Source organism: Amycolatopsis sp. NBC_01480 (assembly GCF_036227205.1).
Classification (GTDB): domain Bacteria; phylum Actinomycetota; class Actinomycetes; order Mycobacteriales; family Pseudonocardiaceae; genus Amycolatopsis.
Window position 1 is genome coordinate 849,889 of the sequence record NZ_CP109442.1, and the last position, 16,110, is coordinate 865,998.

7 protein-coding genes and 1 pseudogene are annotated in these 16,110 nt (G+C 67.0%); 5 read left to right on the forward strand and 3 right to left on the reverse strand.

All coding sequences use genetic code 11. The features are described 5' to 3' along the window. Nucleotides 1-141: 141 nt before the first annotated feature. Nucleotides 142-561, reverse strand: a complete 420-nt coding sequence (locus tag OG371_RS04025; RefSeq protein WP_329065651.1) for a toxin-antitoxin system YwqK family antitoxin — start codon at nt 559-561, stop codon at nt 142-144. Beyond that, a complete protein-coding gene (locus OG371_RS04030; RefSeq protein WP_329065653.1) occupies nt 561-8,111 on the reverse strand; it encodes an RHS repeat-associated core domain-containing protein in 7,551 nt (2,516 codons plus the stop codon). Before OG371_RS04030 ends, OG371_RS04025 begins: the two co-directional genes overlap by 1 nt. Before the next feature lie 37 nt (nt 8,112-8,148). Between OG371_RS04030 and OG371_RS04035 the strand changes: the two genes are divergently transcribed. Together OG371_RS04035 and OG371_RS04040 are read left to right on the forward strand one after the other, a co-directional pair. After that, nucleotides 8,149-8,436 carry a transposase gene (locus tag OG371_RS04035; protein ID WP_329057890.1) on the forward strand — a complete coding sequence of 96 codons (288 nt, stop codon included), beginning with the start codon at nt 8,149-8,151 and terminating at the stop codon, nt 8,434-8,436. Further along, nucleotides 8,433-9,317 (forward strand): IS3 family transposase, encoded by an 885-nt coding sequence (locus OG371_RS04040; protein ID WP_329057889.1) that lies wholly within the window; start codon nt 8,433-8,435, stop codon nt 9,315-9,317. Before OG371_RS04035 ends, OG371_RS04040 begins: the two co-directional genes overlap by 4 nt. Here the strand turns inward: OG371_RS04040 and OG371_RS04045 are convergent. Continuing rightward, entirely contained in the window at nt 9,293-11,617 is a 2,325-nt protein-coding gene (locus OG371_RS04045; RefSeq protein WP_329065655.1) for a DNRLRE domain-containing protein, read from the reverse strand. The two genes, OG371_RS04040 and OG371_RS04045, sit on opposite strands and share 25 nt — an antisense overlap. 352 nt (nt 11,618-11,969) lie before the next feature. Between OG371_RS04045 and OG371_RS04050 the strand changes: the two genes are divergently transcribed. From OG371_RS04050 to OG371_RS04060, 3 genes and pseudogenes are all read left to right on the forward strand, one after another. Beyond that, nucleotides 11,970-12,491 carry a hypothetical protein gene (locus OG371_RS04050; RefSeq protein ID WP_329065657.1) on the forward strand — a complete coding sequence of 174 codons (522 nt, stop codon included), beginning with the start codon at nt 11,970-11,972 and terminating at the stop codon, nt 12,489-12,491. A 454-nt stretch (nt 12,492-12,945) separates the two neighbouring features. Then, nucleotides 12,946-14,265: pseudogene (locus OG371_RS04055) on the forward strand (IS481 family transposase); the annotation flags it as partial. Between the two features lie 145 nt (nt 14,266-14,410). After that, entirely contained in the window at nt 14,411-15,982 is a 1,572-nt protein-coding gene (locus OG371_RS04060) for an ISL3 family transposase (protein ID WP_329065659.1), read from the forward strand. The last annotated feature ends 128 nt before the right edge of the window (nt 15,983-16,110 follow it).

Here is a 16,110-nt window from a genome sequence, read left to right on the forward strand (position 1 = left end):
CAGCGTCAGCAGGTGTCCAATCGCCTGCGCAGGCACCAAGATTCCAGGAGTGCGGCGTCAACGATAGCTTGGAACTCGATCCCGCTTGGGTTCACGCGCGCCAAGACGTCTCCAGCGCACGGTCAAGCCAGCACATCCAACTCACTCATCCAATTTCCATCCCCTCTCATTTCGCAATCTCTGCAGAATTCTCCCAGTGCCGCCGTCGAGGTCTATATTAAACTCCTCTACGATATTTCCTGCAGAATCAAATAAGACCCGGGAGACCAGAACCGAATACTCGTAAACTCCCTCTTCGACAACACGACCCGCCTCGTCGTAATTACGGTATCCTCCGTGTCGATCATTTCGAGCGAACATCATTTCAGATTTGACTTTTCCGGAGGGATACCAGTCGCGACTGGACCCGTCCTGCAGCCCAGAACTATACATCACCTCCGAGCGGCCAAGAGTCGGCGAATCCTCGTAGGCCACCCCCGTGAACGGCTCGCCCTGGTACATGTACACGAGGTCCGATTCGAAATCCAGCTCTGAAGCTCGGATCATTGGCAGATTGACCACTAGTGGAGGTCCTTCACGTCGCCAAGGATTGCCGAACAATTCTTGCACATATCTATTTGATCCAATGCGCGCGACCCTCGAATACGGACACTGTAGAAAACGAAGTCGGCAATTACAGAACCTTCACGAGCGAATAAACCTTGGTTTATTGCATTGAATTCCGAATGCGAGCCTCGCTCCCCCTTGAACGGAACCGGAGGACCTATGAAGGATCCTAATGTCGCTTCGAGTACGGGATGAACGGGGTCAGGAATCCCGGTATTCTGACCAAAGAATATTCCACCCGTCTTAAGGTCCATCGCACCAGTCAACACTGGCCCCCTCTCTCGGTTCGACTGCTCGTCCATTACACGTACGGCTTCCGCATTGACCGCGGCTCGGAGCTTTTCACCGTAGTCTACTGCACCAGTACCGATGTCCGAGCCGTCTGCGCCGGCACAGCTCAGTGCGCTTTTCGACCAGGTTTCGCCGTCGAAGCGCCATTGCGCGCCAGTGCAGGCGGCACCGTCGTAGGTGGCCTGAGCGGGGGCAAGTCCTCCTGGCCATGTTTCGGGGCTTCCGGGCTGGACGTGCGGGTCGAAGGTGGCGGGGGTTTCGCTGGGGTTGAGGGCCGCGACGAGGTTGGTGATGATGGGTGAGTCGGAGGCGCCTGTGTCGGGGCCCTTCGTGCCGGGTTGCGGGATGATGCCTGGGCCGGTGATCTGTCCGCTGGGGCGCTCGTTGAGGGGTGTCTCGTAGACGCGGGCCGCGATGATCTCGTCGTGAGTCGGCGGTTTCGGCTGGGGGATCGTGACGTGGCCCCTGTGGCCCGGGGCGGGTCGGCCGTGTCGGTGGCTGGTGGGGCGGTGTCGTCCGTTGCCGCGGCCGCTGGGGCCGGGGCTGTCCGGCCAGTAGAGGAGGTCTCCGGCGGAGAGCGCGGCGCCTGAGTAGTCGTAATTGTCGAGCCCATAGTCGTATTCGTTGTACTGCTGGGGACGCGATGACGACGTCCGGTCTGGGTTGTTCGTTCCGTGGTAATCATCGCCGGCCAGCAGGCCGTCCAGCGCGCCGAGGATCCACATGAGGGGCCCGCCGTCGACGACAGCCTCGGCGGCAGGGGTGTCGGCCATACACAGGGTCGGCTCGTCCAAGCACGGCACCGTGAAATGCCCGCTGGGGTCGTTGCCGCCGAGGGGATTGTTGTTGCCGTAGCTGTAGGGGTTGGCGGCCGCGGCGGTGCCGGTGATGGTGCTGGTGGTGTCGTGGCTGGTGAAGTCGCCTTGGGCTGGGTTGTACCAGCGGCTGGCGGTGCCGACGAGGGTGGTGGCGGGGTCGGTCCAGCCGCCTTGGTAGCCGAGGTCGGCTTGGGTGCCGGTGCCGGCAATGACATTGCCGTAAGGGTCGAAGGCCTTGGATCCGGTAAGGCTGGTCCCGGCCGGGGTGAACAGGCCGGCGACGTCGTCGTGCTGGTCGGTGAACGCGGCGGCCGCGGCGGTGCCGGTGCCGACGGCGAGCAGCTGCCCGCGGGGGTCGCGGCTGAAGGTTTGAGTGCCGTCGCCGGTGGGGGTGGTGTCGGTGCCGTCGTAGGTGAAGGTGGTGGTGCCGGCGGTGGTGAGGCGGCCGAGGGCGTCGTGGGTGTAGGTGGTGGCGCCGTTGTAGGCGGCCATCTGGTCGAACGCGTCGTAGGTGTAGGTCTGGGTGGTGGTGCCGTCGGTGGTGGCGGTGGTGGCGCCGCGGGCGTCGTAGGTGTTGGTGGCGGTGGTCGTGCCGTTGACGGCGGTGACGAGTTGGTCGCGGGCGTTGTAGGTGTAGGTCGATGGGCCGGCTTGGGTGCGGTTGCCGGCGTTGTCGTAGGCGTAGGTGGTGGTGGCGGTACCGGTGGCCCAGGAGGTCAGCCGGGCGGCTTGGTCGTAGGTGTAGGTGTTGGCTGCGGCGCCGGCGGTGCCGGTGGTGGTTTTGCTGGTGAGGTTGCCGTTGCCGTCGTAGCCGTAGGCGATGGATGCCTCGGTCGTGCCGCCGGGCGCGGTGAGGGTTTGGGTCGCGAGCCGGTGCGCGTTGTCGTAGGTGTTGGCCTGGGCGGCGTTGCCGGTGCCGTAGCCGATGCCGGCGGGCTGGTCGAGGGTGTTGTAGGTGTAGCTGGCGGTGGTGGCGGTCAGCGGGTCGCTGGCGGTGGCCAGCTTGCCGGTCGGGGTGTAGGTGAAGCCGGTCGTGCCGGTGGTGTCGGCACGTGAGACGAGCTGGCCGTTGGTGTTGTAGCTGTAGCCGGCGATGCCGGCGGGACCGGCGGCGGAGAGGATCAGGCCGCGGTCGTCGTAGGTGAACGTGTCGGTGCCGGTGGGTGCGCTGGCGGAGGTGAGGTGTCCGGCCAGGTCGTAGCCCAGGGTGCGGGTAGTGGTGGCGGTTTCGGCGCCGGTGCCGCCTTGTGAGGTGAGCCGGCCGAGTTCGTCGTAGCCGAGAGTCTGGGTGACTCCGCCGGGTTCGGTCAGCGTGCTCAGGCGGCTGGCGGCGTCGTAGGTGCGGGTCGTGGTGGTGTCGGCCGCGGTGGTGTAGCCCGGGACGGTGGGGGCGACAGTGGTTTCCGGCAGTTGCAGGGAGTTGTAAGTGTAGATCGTGCGCTGGTTGTTGCCGTCGGTGTAGCGGGTGGTCTGGCCCGCGGCGTCGTAGCCGTAGCCGGTGGTGATCGACGCTGTGCTCGAGACGGGCTGGACCTGTTGCGTGACGCGGTTGCCGGCGTCGACGGTGAACGTCGTGGTGATGCCGTTCGCGTCGGTGGCCGAGATCTTGTTGCCGGCCGGGTCGTAGCCGGTGCCGAGCGTGCGCACGGTGGCGCCGGCGGTGTCCAGCTGCGTGGTCGCCGTGGTGCGGCCGGCCGGGTCGAACGTGGCGGTGGTGGCGGAGCCGTCCGGGAGCGTGGTCCGGGTCGGGTGTCCGTCGGCGTCGTAAGTGGAGCGGGTGGTGTGGCTGTTGGCGTCGGTGACCACTGTGGTGTGGCCGGCCTTGTCGTAGCCGTACTGGCTTTTCTGGCCGCCGGGCAGGGTGACCGTGAGCGGCTTGTCCAGTGGGTCAGGTCCCAGGGTCTGGGTGGGGTCGTAGGCGAGGGTGGTGGTGTCGGCGGCGTTGCTGGGCTGGCGGACCAGGGCGGTGGTGGTGAGGGTCTGGCCGAGTTCGTCGTAGGTGGCTTGGGTTTGCGCGCCGGTCGGGTCGGTGGCCGAGAGCCGTTCGCCGTCGGTGTCGTAGGTGGCGTGGATGGTCGGGCTGGTGCCGCCGACGGCGGGCTGGGTGGTGGTGACCCGGTCGCCGAGCTGGTCGAGGGTGTAGCTGGTGGTGCGGCCCAGCGGGTCGGTCGTGGAGGCCGGCTGCCCGAGCGGGGTGTAGCTGTACTTGGTCAGCGGGGTGATCGACGTGGAGGAACCCGGTGGTGTGTAGGCGGGCTGGGAGACGCCGAGCAGTTCGGAGTCCGCGTTGTAGGTGTTGGTGGTGATGTTGCCGTCGGGGTCGGAGACGGTGGTCCGGTCGCCGAAGGTGTTGTAGCCCACCTGGCTGATCGGGTGGGTGGAGGCGGGCGCGCCACCGTTCGTTTCGGTGGTCACCGCGGGGCCGATGACGGTGGCGACCCGGCCGGCCGCGTCGTTGGCGACGGTGGTGGTGTAGTCGGCGGGGTTCGCACCGGTGACGGTGCCGCGCGGGTCGACGACGCTGGTCAGTTTGCCGCGCTGGTCGTAGGTGCTGCTGGTGGTGAGGGTGGCGGCGCCGTTGTGCACGGCCTGGGAGACCTGGTCGCCGAGGGTGTCGTAGCCGTAGTCGGTTTCCTCATTGACCGTGCCGTTGGCGACTGTCTTCGTCGCCACCTGATCATTCGCGTCATAGGTGAACGTCGTGACGTGGCCATCGGCATCGGTGCTGGTGGTGACGCGGCCGGCCGCGTCGTAGGTCGTCGTGCTCGCCCCGGCCGCCGACGACAGGTCGAACTGCGAGGTCGGGTGCCCGGCCGCGTCGTATAAGGCGGTGGCCACGCTGACCGCGACCTGCGTGCCGTGGCCGTCGTGGTAGTTCGCCAGGACAGCGGACAGCTGCCGCCCACTGTCGTCGTAGGTGTAGCGGGTGGTGCGCCCCATCGCGTCGGTGTCGGACGCCAGCAGCCCGTCCGGGTCGTAAGCCCGAGAGTCCAGCACGAGGTTCGTGGCGGGGATGGGGTTGTTCGGGTCGCCGGTCCAGTTCGTCAGGATCGTGCCGGTGTGATGGCCGTCCGCGTCGAAACTGTCGCTATAGGTGTTGCCGGCCGGGTCGGTGGTGCCGGTGCGGTGGCCGTAGCTGTCGTAGCAGTAGCTGGTCTGCCGTTTGGCGGGGTCGGTGGTCGTGGTGAGCTGGTCGTGTGGGTTGTAGGTGTTGGTGGTGGTGCGGGTCGCGTCGCCGCCGGTGGTGTCGGCGGTGGCCTGGGTGAGGACGTTGCCGTCCGCGTCGTAGGTGTAGCTCGTCTGCGGGGTGTGGATGGTGCCGGTGACCGCATCCGTGGCCGCGGGCCCGGTCTGCGTGCTCAGCCGGTTCTGCCCGTCCCACGTGTAGCCGGTGGTGACGCCGTTCGGGAACGTGTCCGACGTCTGCGTGCTGGTCAGCTTGCGGCCGAGTGCGTCGAATGTCGCGGTGGTGGCCATGCCGGAGGGAGCCACGGTGTCGGCGGTGTCGCCGGCGGCGGTGTAGCTGTAGGTCGTGATGTGTCCGAGCGGATCCTTTTGCGTGGCCAGCAAACCGGCGGGTTCGGTGCCGCCGCCGACCGCCGTCTCGGTGCCGGCGGTGTAGGTGTTGGCGGTGACCGACCCGGCTGGGTTGGTCATCGTCGCCAGGGCGCCTGCCGTGCTGTAGGTGTAGCTCGTGCGGTACGTCGTGTCGCTCGGCCCGGACGAATCAGCGGTCAGCGTCGTGAGCGGTTCGTCGTTCCGCGGATCGGTAACCGCGTACGTTCCGGCAGCGGGGAACGTCGCGTACGTCGTGGCCCCGTAGCCGCTCGAATCCCCGGTGGTCCGCGAGAGCGTGTTCCCTCGCAGGTCGTGGGTGTCGGTGACGTAGTTGCCGTCCGGGGCGGTGGTGGTGTAGCCGAACCCGTTGGTGTCGAAGGTGTAGTGGGTGGTGTTGCCCAGCCCGTCGGTCGCGGCGATCAGCCGGGACCCGTTGTGCGGGTCGTACCGGTAGGACAGCTGATGGTTGCCGGGATCGGTGACGGTGGCGGTCGTGACCGGCGTCGGGCTGGTGTTCGCGGTCTGTGCCGCGGAGTAGAGCCCGCTGACGGGGCCGGCGGTCAAGGGCGTGTTGTAGAAGGCGACGTCGGCGACCGACCCGGTGAAGTAGCCGCCCGGGTTCGCGGTCGCGTTGCTCGCCGGGGCACCGCTGCCCCAGGGGCCGGAGCCGATGGTGGCGTTCTGCAGGCCGGGCGCGTTGATGATCGGCGCGGTCGCGGTCGCCGCGGACTTCCCGTCGAGGAACTCGGTTTCGGAGATGCTGTTATGTGGGAAGTCCGCGGTCTGGGAGACCACGACGTAGTGCCATTTACCATCGGTGACAGTGCCCGGAGTGCTGACATAGCCGCTGCCGTACCAGGCATACAGCTTCCCGTCGGTGCCGATGTAGAGCAGTGCGTGCCCGCCCCACCCGGTCAGCACCCCACCGGCGGTGGAGGACTTGAACCACAACCCGATCGACTTGCCGCCCACCGCCCACGCGGTGCTCTGCACCGGAATCGTCAGGCTGGAACCGGTGCCGTTGAACGACACCGCCGTGTCCCCGGTGGACGGCATCGGCCCAGGCTGACCGAGAGTGACGCCCGCGTAGGTGCCGTCCCCGTCCGCGGTCGCGCTGATCGCGCCGGTCGGGACCTGGTTGACCGCCTGGGTGCCGGTGGTGTCGGTCAGCGGCCAGAAGTCCGTCGGATCACCGGCGAACACCGCGCCCCGGTACTGCGCCGACGACCCGCTCGAGGCCGGTGGCGCCAGCGCCCACGCTCCCCCGTACTGATCGGTGACCTTCGTGGCGCGATCGAGGACATTGTCGTAAACGACCTGGGCGTGCGTGTTGCCCGCCGGAGTGGTGATCGAGGTCAGCTCCGCGGCAGGTTGAGTTCCGGCCGTGTACTGCTGCGCGACCGCGGGGGCGCCGAGGGCGTGGGTGTAGAACGCGACATCGGCGATGTTGCCGGTGAAGTGACTCCACCCAGCGGCGGGCCCGTTCGTCCACGGGTTGCTGTTGACGTAGCCGGCGCCGACGAAGTTCATCGGGTCGGTGTTGGACAGAGTCCCGGCCCGGGTACCGACGAGCGCACCGTCGAGATACATCGCCTGCGTGTCACCCTGGCCGACCAGCGTCACCTGGTGCCACGCCGAATCATTCACCTTCGACGCCGTCACGATGGGGGCGACGCTGCCGGTCCAGAACTGGCCGTAGAGCTTGCCGTCGGTGCCGACGTAGAGCATGGGCATCGCGCCCTGGTTCGGGTTCGCGGCGCCGATCGCGCTGTGCCCGGTCGACAGCAGCACCCCGGCCGGGCCGTTCGGCGTGGTCTGGAACCACAGCTGGGTGCTCGCATAGGTCGCCGACGAGACGAGATTGTTGGGCAGCTGCAGCGATCCGGCGCCGTTGAACCAACTCGAGGCACTCGGCGACCCCGGGTGCGGGGTCGAATCACTCGGCGACACCGTGGTGAACGCCCCGTTGTCCGCACCGAGGTTCGCGCCGACCTCGTCGACCGCGGACGCCCCGCTGGAGGCCTGGTTCAGGCGCCAGTACGCATACGGCTGGGCATCGAGCACAGCCGAGCGGTAATGCGAGCCGGGTGCGGCGCCGGTGGTGTAGCTGTAGGCGGTGCACGCCGTGGTCGACGTCGGCGGGCACACCGTGGCCAGCGTCGAGCCGCTATAGGCGTAGGTCCACGTCAGCGGCTGCCCGCCCGCTGTGGCTGGATCGGTGGCCACCGTCGCGACGTGCCCGCCGGACCAGGTGACGTGCAGGGACCGGTTGCCGCCGATGTTGGCGACGGTCGCGAGGTTGCCACCCGCGTCATACGACAGAGTCTGGCTGCGCCCCGCCGCGTCGGTGATCGACGTCAGTTTCCACGCGTTCCCGGCCTGGTGCGCGAAGGTGTAGATCGAGCCACCCCGCGCCGTCAACGTGTAGCCACCCCCGGGCACGGGACTGAACGTGGCATACGTGCCTTGCGGCGGGGTGTAGGTCGTACCATCGGCGTTGAGTCCGAATCGGACAGTATGCCCGTCCGGGTAGGTCACCACGACGGTGCCGGAGCCGTCGGAATCAGGCGCGGCGGCCATGTCGTAGACGGTGGACCAGCCAGTGCCGAAAAGACCACCGCTGCGCGGATCCAGCGAGTTGTAGGACCGGGTGATCGCCAGCGCGGGACCGGCGGTGGCGACGCTGGCATCAGTGGCACTGCTGGTGTAGTCCCCGACACCCGGGTCGAAGTTCTGCTTGCCCGTGTTCGCACCCAGGTGGGCGGTGATCAACGGCTGCGGCACCGCCGTGGAGAAGTACGCCGGCGTCGACTGAGGTTCCCCCTTCGGGCCGGACACTCTGAGCCCAGACAGTGGTCTGGGGAAGGATGTCCTGGTGCCACGTCCGTCGAAGTATCCCGAGCAGTTCCGCAAGGACGCAGTCGAGTTGGTCCGCAACTCTGATCGTCCGCTGCGCCAGGTCGCCCGCGACCTGGGCGTGAACCACGAGACCCTGCGCAACTGGGTCAAGACCGCCGAGAAGCAGGCCGGGCAACCGTCCGCTGTGTCGGGCGCCGATCAGGACGAGCTGCGGACACTGCGTAAGCGGGTGGCGGAACTGGAGGTGGAGAAGGAGATTCTGCGGAAAGCGGCCGCCTATTTCGCGAAGGAGATGGGTCGTTGACCTGCAGCTACCGGTTCATCTCCGAACACCGCGCCAGCTTCGCTGTCGCACTGCTGTGCCGGGTCCTGGGTGTCCGCCGCCCCGGGTTCTACGAATGGATCGCAGCCGCCCCTGTCAGGGCCGCGCACGCCGCGACCGAGGAGGAACTGGCCACCGAGATCGCCGAGGTCCACACCGAGCACCGTGGGCGCTACGGCTGCCCGCGGGTCACCGTCGAACTGCGCCGCCGGGGCCGGGTGGTCAACCACAAACGCGTTGAACGGATCATGCGCCAGCGCCGGATCGTCGGGCTGACCCGCCGGCGCCGCCGGTCCCTGACCAAGCAGGACACGACCGCCGCACCGGCACCAGACCTGATCAGCCGGGACTTCACCGCCGACGCTCCCGGCGAGCGGTTCGTCGGCGACATCACCTACCTGCCCACCCAGGAAGGATGGTTGTATCTGGCGACCGTGCTGGACCTGCATACCCGGGAAGCGGCCGGTCACGCGATGGCTGAGCACATGCGTGCCGAGTTGGTATGCGATGCGGTCGATCTCGCCGTGGGACGTGGTCTGACCAGTGCTGATGCGATCTTCCACTCCGATCGTGGTTCCCAGTACACCTCCTCGACCTTCCGCGCCGCACTCACGGCGGCGGGTATGCGGCCGTCGATGGGGCGGGTCGGGTCGTGCTACGACAACGCCGTCGCCGAGTCGTTCTTCGCGACCCTCAAAACCGAGATCGGGACCCAGGTCTGGGCCACCCGCGACGACGCCCGCCGGGCAGTGTTCGCCTACCTCAGCTACTACAACCACGACCGTCTACATTCGACACTCGGATACCGAACACCCCACGAAACCCGCATCAGCTATCGTCAACCTATCGCCCTCGCGGCATAAAACCCCGGTGTCCGGATCCCGGGGGGAACCTCAGACCACGCCGACGATCCCACCGTGTCGTTGTCCGACACCGTCCAGTAATAAGACTGATTCCAGCCCAGTTTCCCAGCCGGCACACGATAATTGCCGCTCGCCTGGGATCCGGAATCGACCACCAGCGCCGGGGTTCCACCGCCGGCGGGCACCGAATAGACACGGAAGTCGAAGGTGATGCCCTTGCCCGGGTAGTTGTCCGGGTCGTGCCCGGTGACGAACAGCTGCGGCTGCAGCGACGACACGACCGCATTGGACGGTGGACTGGCCGTGTCGATCTGCGGTGGGGTATTCGCCGAGTTGATCAGCTCGCACGGCGAGTTCACCTCGTAGCTGATGTTGAACGAGGTGTTGCCGTTGAACATGTCCCAGCACAGGTAGTACTGACCTGGCGCGACCGGGCCGATCGCGGCGGTCATCGTGACCGATTGATTCGGCGCCACCGATCCCGGCAGATTCGTCCACGGATCAGGCGGATTGGTGATCCGCAGATTTTTCCAGCTCAGGTCATACAGCTGGTACCACAAGTGATTGCCAGCCGTCGTCCACGTGCTGGTGCCCAGGTTGGTCACGGTGACCTGCTGCGACCCACTCGCGGTTCCGGTCGGCGGGGTGTAGTTCACCGGCGACTGGTAAGACGCCCCGTATGGGCTGTAGGTGACCGTCAGGTACGGCGGGTTGGGCGAGTTGAAGCTCGCGAACTTCTTCCACCCGTAGGTATCCCAGCTGTCGGCGGTGACCGCGAGCCCGTTGTTAGCGCCGCCGTGGGTCCACGACTCGACCAGCTGCGTGCCCGCGGCCGTGGAGTTGTCGCCCAGGTCCACGGTCACCCATGCGGGACCGGGGCAGCCGGAGTCGTGGCCGATCGCGACGTTGCTCTGGCCGATCGCCCCGTCGATCGACACCCACGGATAGGTCTTCTGCCCGCCGACGTCCCAGCCGGAGGTGATCGGCGAGACGTACACGGGGCGGGCCTGGCAGGAGTAGGACCAGATTTCGTCCAGGTTCAGCGATGCGGCTTCGACGTAGGTGTTGCTGATGCCGCTCAGGTCGAACTTCAGGTAGGAGTTCGCGACGTGCGAGCCGCCATCGTAGGTGCCGGCGTCCAGTTCGGTGTCGCCGCTGTAGTCGTTGTTGAACGGCGACATCACATACGTCGAGCCGGTGGTGTTGAGGTTCGCGACCGACGGGTCCACCTGCACCGGGAACACGCGTGCCTTGTCGTGCAGCCAGCCCGAGTCCAGGCTCACCTGCAGAGCCGGCGAGCCGTTCGCCGTCGTCAACGCGTAGGTCACACCGGTCGAGAGGACCCCGTCGCCGGAGCGAGGGTCGATGTTCGAGTCCCGCATGAATCCGTGTGCGATCGTGTCCACAACCTGCCCGGTCGCGTCGGTGAACACGACCGCGCCGTCGGCATTCACCGATGAGGTCACGCCGGACAAGGTCAGCGGGAACACCCACGTCGCCGGAGCGTCCGCGGAGTTCAGCGTCACCGTCTCCTTGACCCCGCCGGTGGCAGTGGCCAGGTAACTCACGTCCGAGTGCGCCGCGACGCCGGGATAGGTGATCGTCGACCCGGACACCTGCCCGGTCGAATGCGCGGCACCCTGCAACCCAAACGCGACACTCTTGCCCGGACCGACCGGGACCGACGCCAGCGTTGGGTCGTCCGCAACCGGAGCGAACGTCGTCGACGCCGAGTCCGCCTTCTCGCCCCACCGTCCGCTGCCGCCCTGGGCGAGTGTGGTGTCGATGTCCGCCCAATTTCCGGTGGAGTCACGGAAATGCACCGGCCGCGTGTACACCTTCGCCGTCTGCGTCCCGTCCGGGTTCTCGAACACCGACTTCGTCGCCGTCCGCTCCGCGGTCAGCTCCTTGCCCGTACTCGCGGGCGGCCCTGTGCGTTGGCGAGTCTCCGCAGCGACCGCGTTCGCACTACCGCTCACATTGGACAGATGCGGGTCCGATGCCGCCGTACGCGGGCCGGACTCTCCGGCCGCGCCCGCCGGGGTCGCCGGGGCGACACCCTTCTTCGTGGAGCCCAGCGCAGTGTCGGCAGTGTGCTGCGACCCGTCCGCGGAACTCGAACGCTGCTGTGGCGTCGGTGGCATTGCCTGTGCCTGTGTCGACGCCCACGACGACTGCCCGCCGAGCGACACCACCATCAGCACGACGGTCACGAGGGTGAGGGCACGCCGGGCGATCACCCATCGCAGCACCGGGCGGCTCCCGTGACCGCGCGTGATCCAGCGTTTCGAAGCAGCCATCGCCGCATCCCTCTCACCCCAGGGGCCCCTCCCCCATGGAGTTGCGCCGCAACGGATTTCACACGCGCACAACAGGCCGGGCAACCGTGCCCCATGTCACAGTAATGAGCGGCGTGCGATCAGCGATGAGATGCCCTCACTTCCTCCGACCGACCGTCCGAAGAGACCATTCGGAGCAGCACAATGCGGACTCGCCCGCCAAGAATGGACGCTCCCACACAAAAAGGATTCATCCCTATGTACCAACGATTTCCGCTTCGCAAGCCGCGACCCGGCGTCTACCGTCCAACCAGGACACGAGATCGCCGAGGCGGCAGAATGCCGTTCGCACGGCGGAAATCGAGGGGCAACGATGACAAGAATCCGGCGGTTGTTTTCCGCCTTACTGAGATACTGGAAAATCACCGCCCCTGCTACCGTCGTCGTCATCGGCGCAGCCGTCGCGGTCATCGTCGCGACAACCGACCCGGAACCCGCCGCAGTCGCCTACGCCAACGTTTCCCGCAACTTCCGCGCCTGCATGCTCGCCACCACCAACGACACACCGGAAGCCAACCGGGTGTGGCCGGCAATCCAAGCGGCCGCCGCACGTGCGCCGATCAACGCCGAACGTGTCACCGCCCCTACTGGTACCAGCGACCAACTCGTCCCCTACGTCAACAGTCTCGTGGCACTGCACTGTGGCGTCATCATCACCGCGGGACCCGAGCTCGCCGCCCCAGTCGCGGCCGTCGCGAAAACCCATCCCGGCCAACGCTTCCTCGCCGCCGGTCAACCGCCGACAGCGGCCAACATCAGGCCCCTCCCCAGTCGACCCGAGGACCTGACGACCGCACTGATCACCACAGCCCAACACGGCAACCCCGCCCACTGACCCTCCCCCGCGCCCAGCGCAAGGAACAACCCGCGAAACGAATCGCCGCCGCGCTGGCCGTCACCGTGCCGCCACCACCGACCCATCTGGTGCACCAGCCACGACAGGGTCGCGATCCTCGGCACCTCCGCCGGCACCGGCTACGGGACCACCGGCTACTCCTCCATCGAGGAAACCTACGCACCGATCGCCCACGGGTGGACCGCCAAAATGAGCCAGAACCTCACCGCCCAAAGGGGAACCACCACCGCCAGCTACTCCCACAACGGCGCAATGGCATCCGACTGCCTTCCCCGAGTGTCAATGGTCAGTTTTTCCTCCCCGTATGCGGCCAGATGTTCTCCCCGCTGGCGTATTGGTCCAGGACATGCTGGACAGGTTGGAACCGGGACATGTTTGACGGTTCGGGGAGATGCTTGACGGCTCGTGGTCGTCGGTAGGCCATGATCTTCCGGTGACCGACGAGCTGAATGAGGACTTCGACGATCGGACGTGGCGGGTTGAGCACCGGCGGCGGGCGGTAATGGAGGTCCTCGACGGTGTCCCGGTGGCGCAGGTGGCGCGGCAGTTCGGGACGTCACGGCAGTCGATCCATTCCTGGCTCAAGCGGTTCGAGACCGAGGGTGAACAGGGCCTGGTGGAGCGGTCCCGGCGGCCGAAGACATCCCCGACCAGGCTGTCCGTCGAGGTCGAGGCGCTGGTGTGTGAGCTGCGCCGACAGCATCCTCGGTGGGGTCCTCGGCGCGTCGCCCACGAGCTGGGCCGACGAGGGATATCGCCAGCGCCGGGCCGGACCACGGTCTACCGGGTGCTGGTTCGCAACAACCTGGTCGAGCCGCAGGAGCAGCAGCACCGGCGCAAGTACCGGCGTTGGCAACGGGACGCGCCGATGCAGCTGTGGCAGCTGGACATCATGGGCGGGGTGTTCCTGGCCGACGGCCGGGAGTGCAAGCTGGTGACCGGGATCGATGACCACTCCCGGTTCATGGTGATCACCCAGGTGGTCGTCGAGCCGTCCGGCCGCGCTGTGTGCCAGGCGTTCACCGACGCGATGGCCCGCTACGGTGTCCCGTCGGAAGTGCTGACGGACAACGGAAAACAGTTCACCGGTCGGTTCACCAAGCCGTTTCCCGCGGAGGTGCTGTTCGAACAGATCTGCCGGGAGAACGGCATCACGGCCCGGTTGACCAAACCCCGGTCGCCCACGACGACCGGGAAGATCGAGCGGTGGCACCAAAGTCTGCGCCGAGAGCTGCTGGATGAGTGCGGGCCGTTCGAGTCGCTGCAAGCGGCCCAGGCTGCGATCGAGGCGTGGGCCCACGGCTACAACCACGACCGGCCGCACCAGTCCCTGGGTATGGTCACCCCCGCCTCGCCGTTCCGTCCGGCTCGCGCGCTCACCCGCGTGTCAGCACCGGAACCGACACCTGCCGTGCCGCCGGAGACGCGGCGCGCTTCTGCTCGCAGTGAACCGGATGCCGCGGCAGTAGAGCTGGACATGGTCATCTCACCAGGCGGCCGGTTGTGTCTGCCCGGCAATCAGCAGATCAAGTTCAACCAGTCGCTGGCCGGGCGCCCGATCATCGTCTGGGCCGATCACCGCAGCATCCACGTCGTCCTCGACGGCGAACTCATCCGCACCCGCCAGTCGCGGCTGTCCACCGATGACCTGGCCACCCTGCGCCTGCGCAGCGCCCGGCCCGCCGGTCCGGAACCCGGCACCTCCGCAGGGAAAGTGGCCGTCGCTTCGGTGGTGGAGGTTGAGCGGACCGTGTGATGGCGCTCTGCGAGATGGGTCCTGTCGCAGATTGCGTGATCAACATCGCGGAGCCCGCCGAGGCCGTGGTCACACCGCTCTGTGATCATGATCCGAGTGCGATCATGATCAAGTAGCTGGCCTGCTGCCGCACCTTGCCGACATGACGGTCGAGAAGATCGAACGACGTCATTCGGGCGTGCGAATCTGGGCACGTGCCAGGTCGAACGTCGGTGTCTGCCGGTCGTGTGGAGTCGGGTCGAGCCGAGTTCATGGCCGCTATCACCGTCGGGTTGCTGACGTGCCCATTGCGGGGGTGCCGGTGGTCCTGCGCTTGCGCATGCGCCGGTTCTTCTGCGACAACACGTCGTGCACGGCCAGGACGTTCGCTGAGCAGGTCGAGGGCTTGACCAGCGCACACGCCCGACGCAGCCATCCGCTGCAGCGGATGCTGGAATCGATCGGCCTGGCGGTCGCTGCCCGCGCGGGAGCGCGGCTGGCCGGTCGCCTCGGGTTGATCACCGGCCGGGATACGTTGCTGCGCTTGGTCCGCGCCGTGCCCGACCCCGCAGTCGGGTCTATAGCAGTGCTGGGCGTCGACGACTTCGCGTTCAAACGCCGCGCCACCTACGGGACCATCCTGCTGGACATGGCCACCCACCGCCCGATCGACCTGCTCGCCGATCGCACGGCGGACAGCTTCTCCGCGTGGCTCCGCCAGCACCGCGGCGTCTCCATCGTCTGCCGTGATCGTGCCAGCGCGTATGCCGAAGGCGCGCGCGTGGGCGCACCCGGAGCTCAGCAGGTGGCCGACCGCTGGCACCTCTGGCACGGACTCGCAGGCTACGTCGAGAAAACGATCAGGCATCACCGCCACGACCTACGCGACCCTGATCACGATCTCGACGAACCTGATCGGAACACAGACGCCGAAGTGGACATCGAACAGATCGCGATCGCCGCGGACATCGATCGTGTCGAAGCGCAAGCGATCGTCGTCCGGATCCGCGAGCATCACCAAGCAGTACAACGACTTCTGACCGATGGCGAATCGATCAGCGGGATCTCGCGATCGCTGCGACTGGACCGCAAAACCGTGCGACGCTTCGCAAGTACCGCGAGCGTGGAGGAGTTGCTGGTCAAGCAGCGGGACGGGCGGCCGGGGCAATTGGAGCGGTTCAAGCCCTACCTGCGTGAGCGATGGAACCACGGCTGCACGACAGCGACCGTCCTGTTGGCCGAGATTCGCGAGTTGGGGTACGGCGGCAGCTACCCGGCTTTGACCCGATATCTGCGTCTGTTCCGGACCGTTGGCTCCGCGCCGCCGTCCACTCCAGCACCGCCGAAGGTCCGCGACGTGACTCGATGGATGCTGCAGCATCCGGATGACCTTGATGACCGCGACCGCTACCGACTGAAGGAGATCCTCGCCCGCAGCTCGGCACTGGAGCGGTTGTCGTTTCATGTCTCGTCGTTCGCGGAGATGATGATGGGCCGGCACGGTGAGCGGCTCGACGCGTGGATCGCCGCGGTCGAAGCAGACGACTTCCCGCACCTGCACTCCTTCACCGCCGGGCTCAAGCGCGACCACGCGGCAGTGGTCAACGGGCTCACTATGGAACACAGCTCCGGCGCAGTCGAAGGCGCTGTCTCGCGTCTGAAATCGATCAAAAGGAGCATGTACGGGCGGGCGAAGTTCGACCTGCTGCGCAAGAAGGTCCTCTGCCGAGTCTGACCAAACCCCATGTTGATCACGCAATCTGCGACAGGACCCTAATCACGAAGCGCCATCACGCTCGCGCACCAGCCAGCTCAGCCCGTCCACCTCCCAGCCTCGCGTGTCGTCTCAACCTGCTCCGGACC

What these genes read in the sequence shown, in the direction of transcription:
- OG371_RS04045 (WP_329065655.1), bottom strand. Translation starts at nt 11,617, where the DNA reads ATGGCTGCTTCGAAACGCTGGATCACGCGCGGTCACGGGAGCCGCCCG.
- OG371_RS04050 (WP_329065657.1), top strand. Translation starts at nt 11,970, where the DNA reads ATGACAAGAATCCGGCGGTTGTTTTCCGCCTTACTGAGATACTGGAAA.
- OG371_RS04060 (WP_329065659.1), top strand. Translation starts at nt 14,411, where the DNA reads ATGACGGTCGAGAAGATCGAACGACGTCATTCGGGCGTGCGAATCTGG.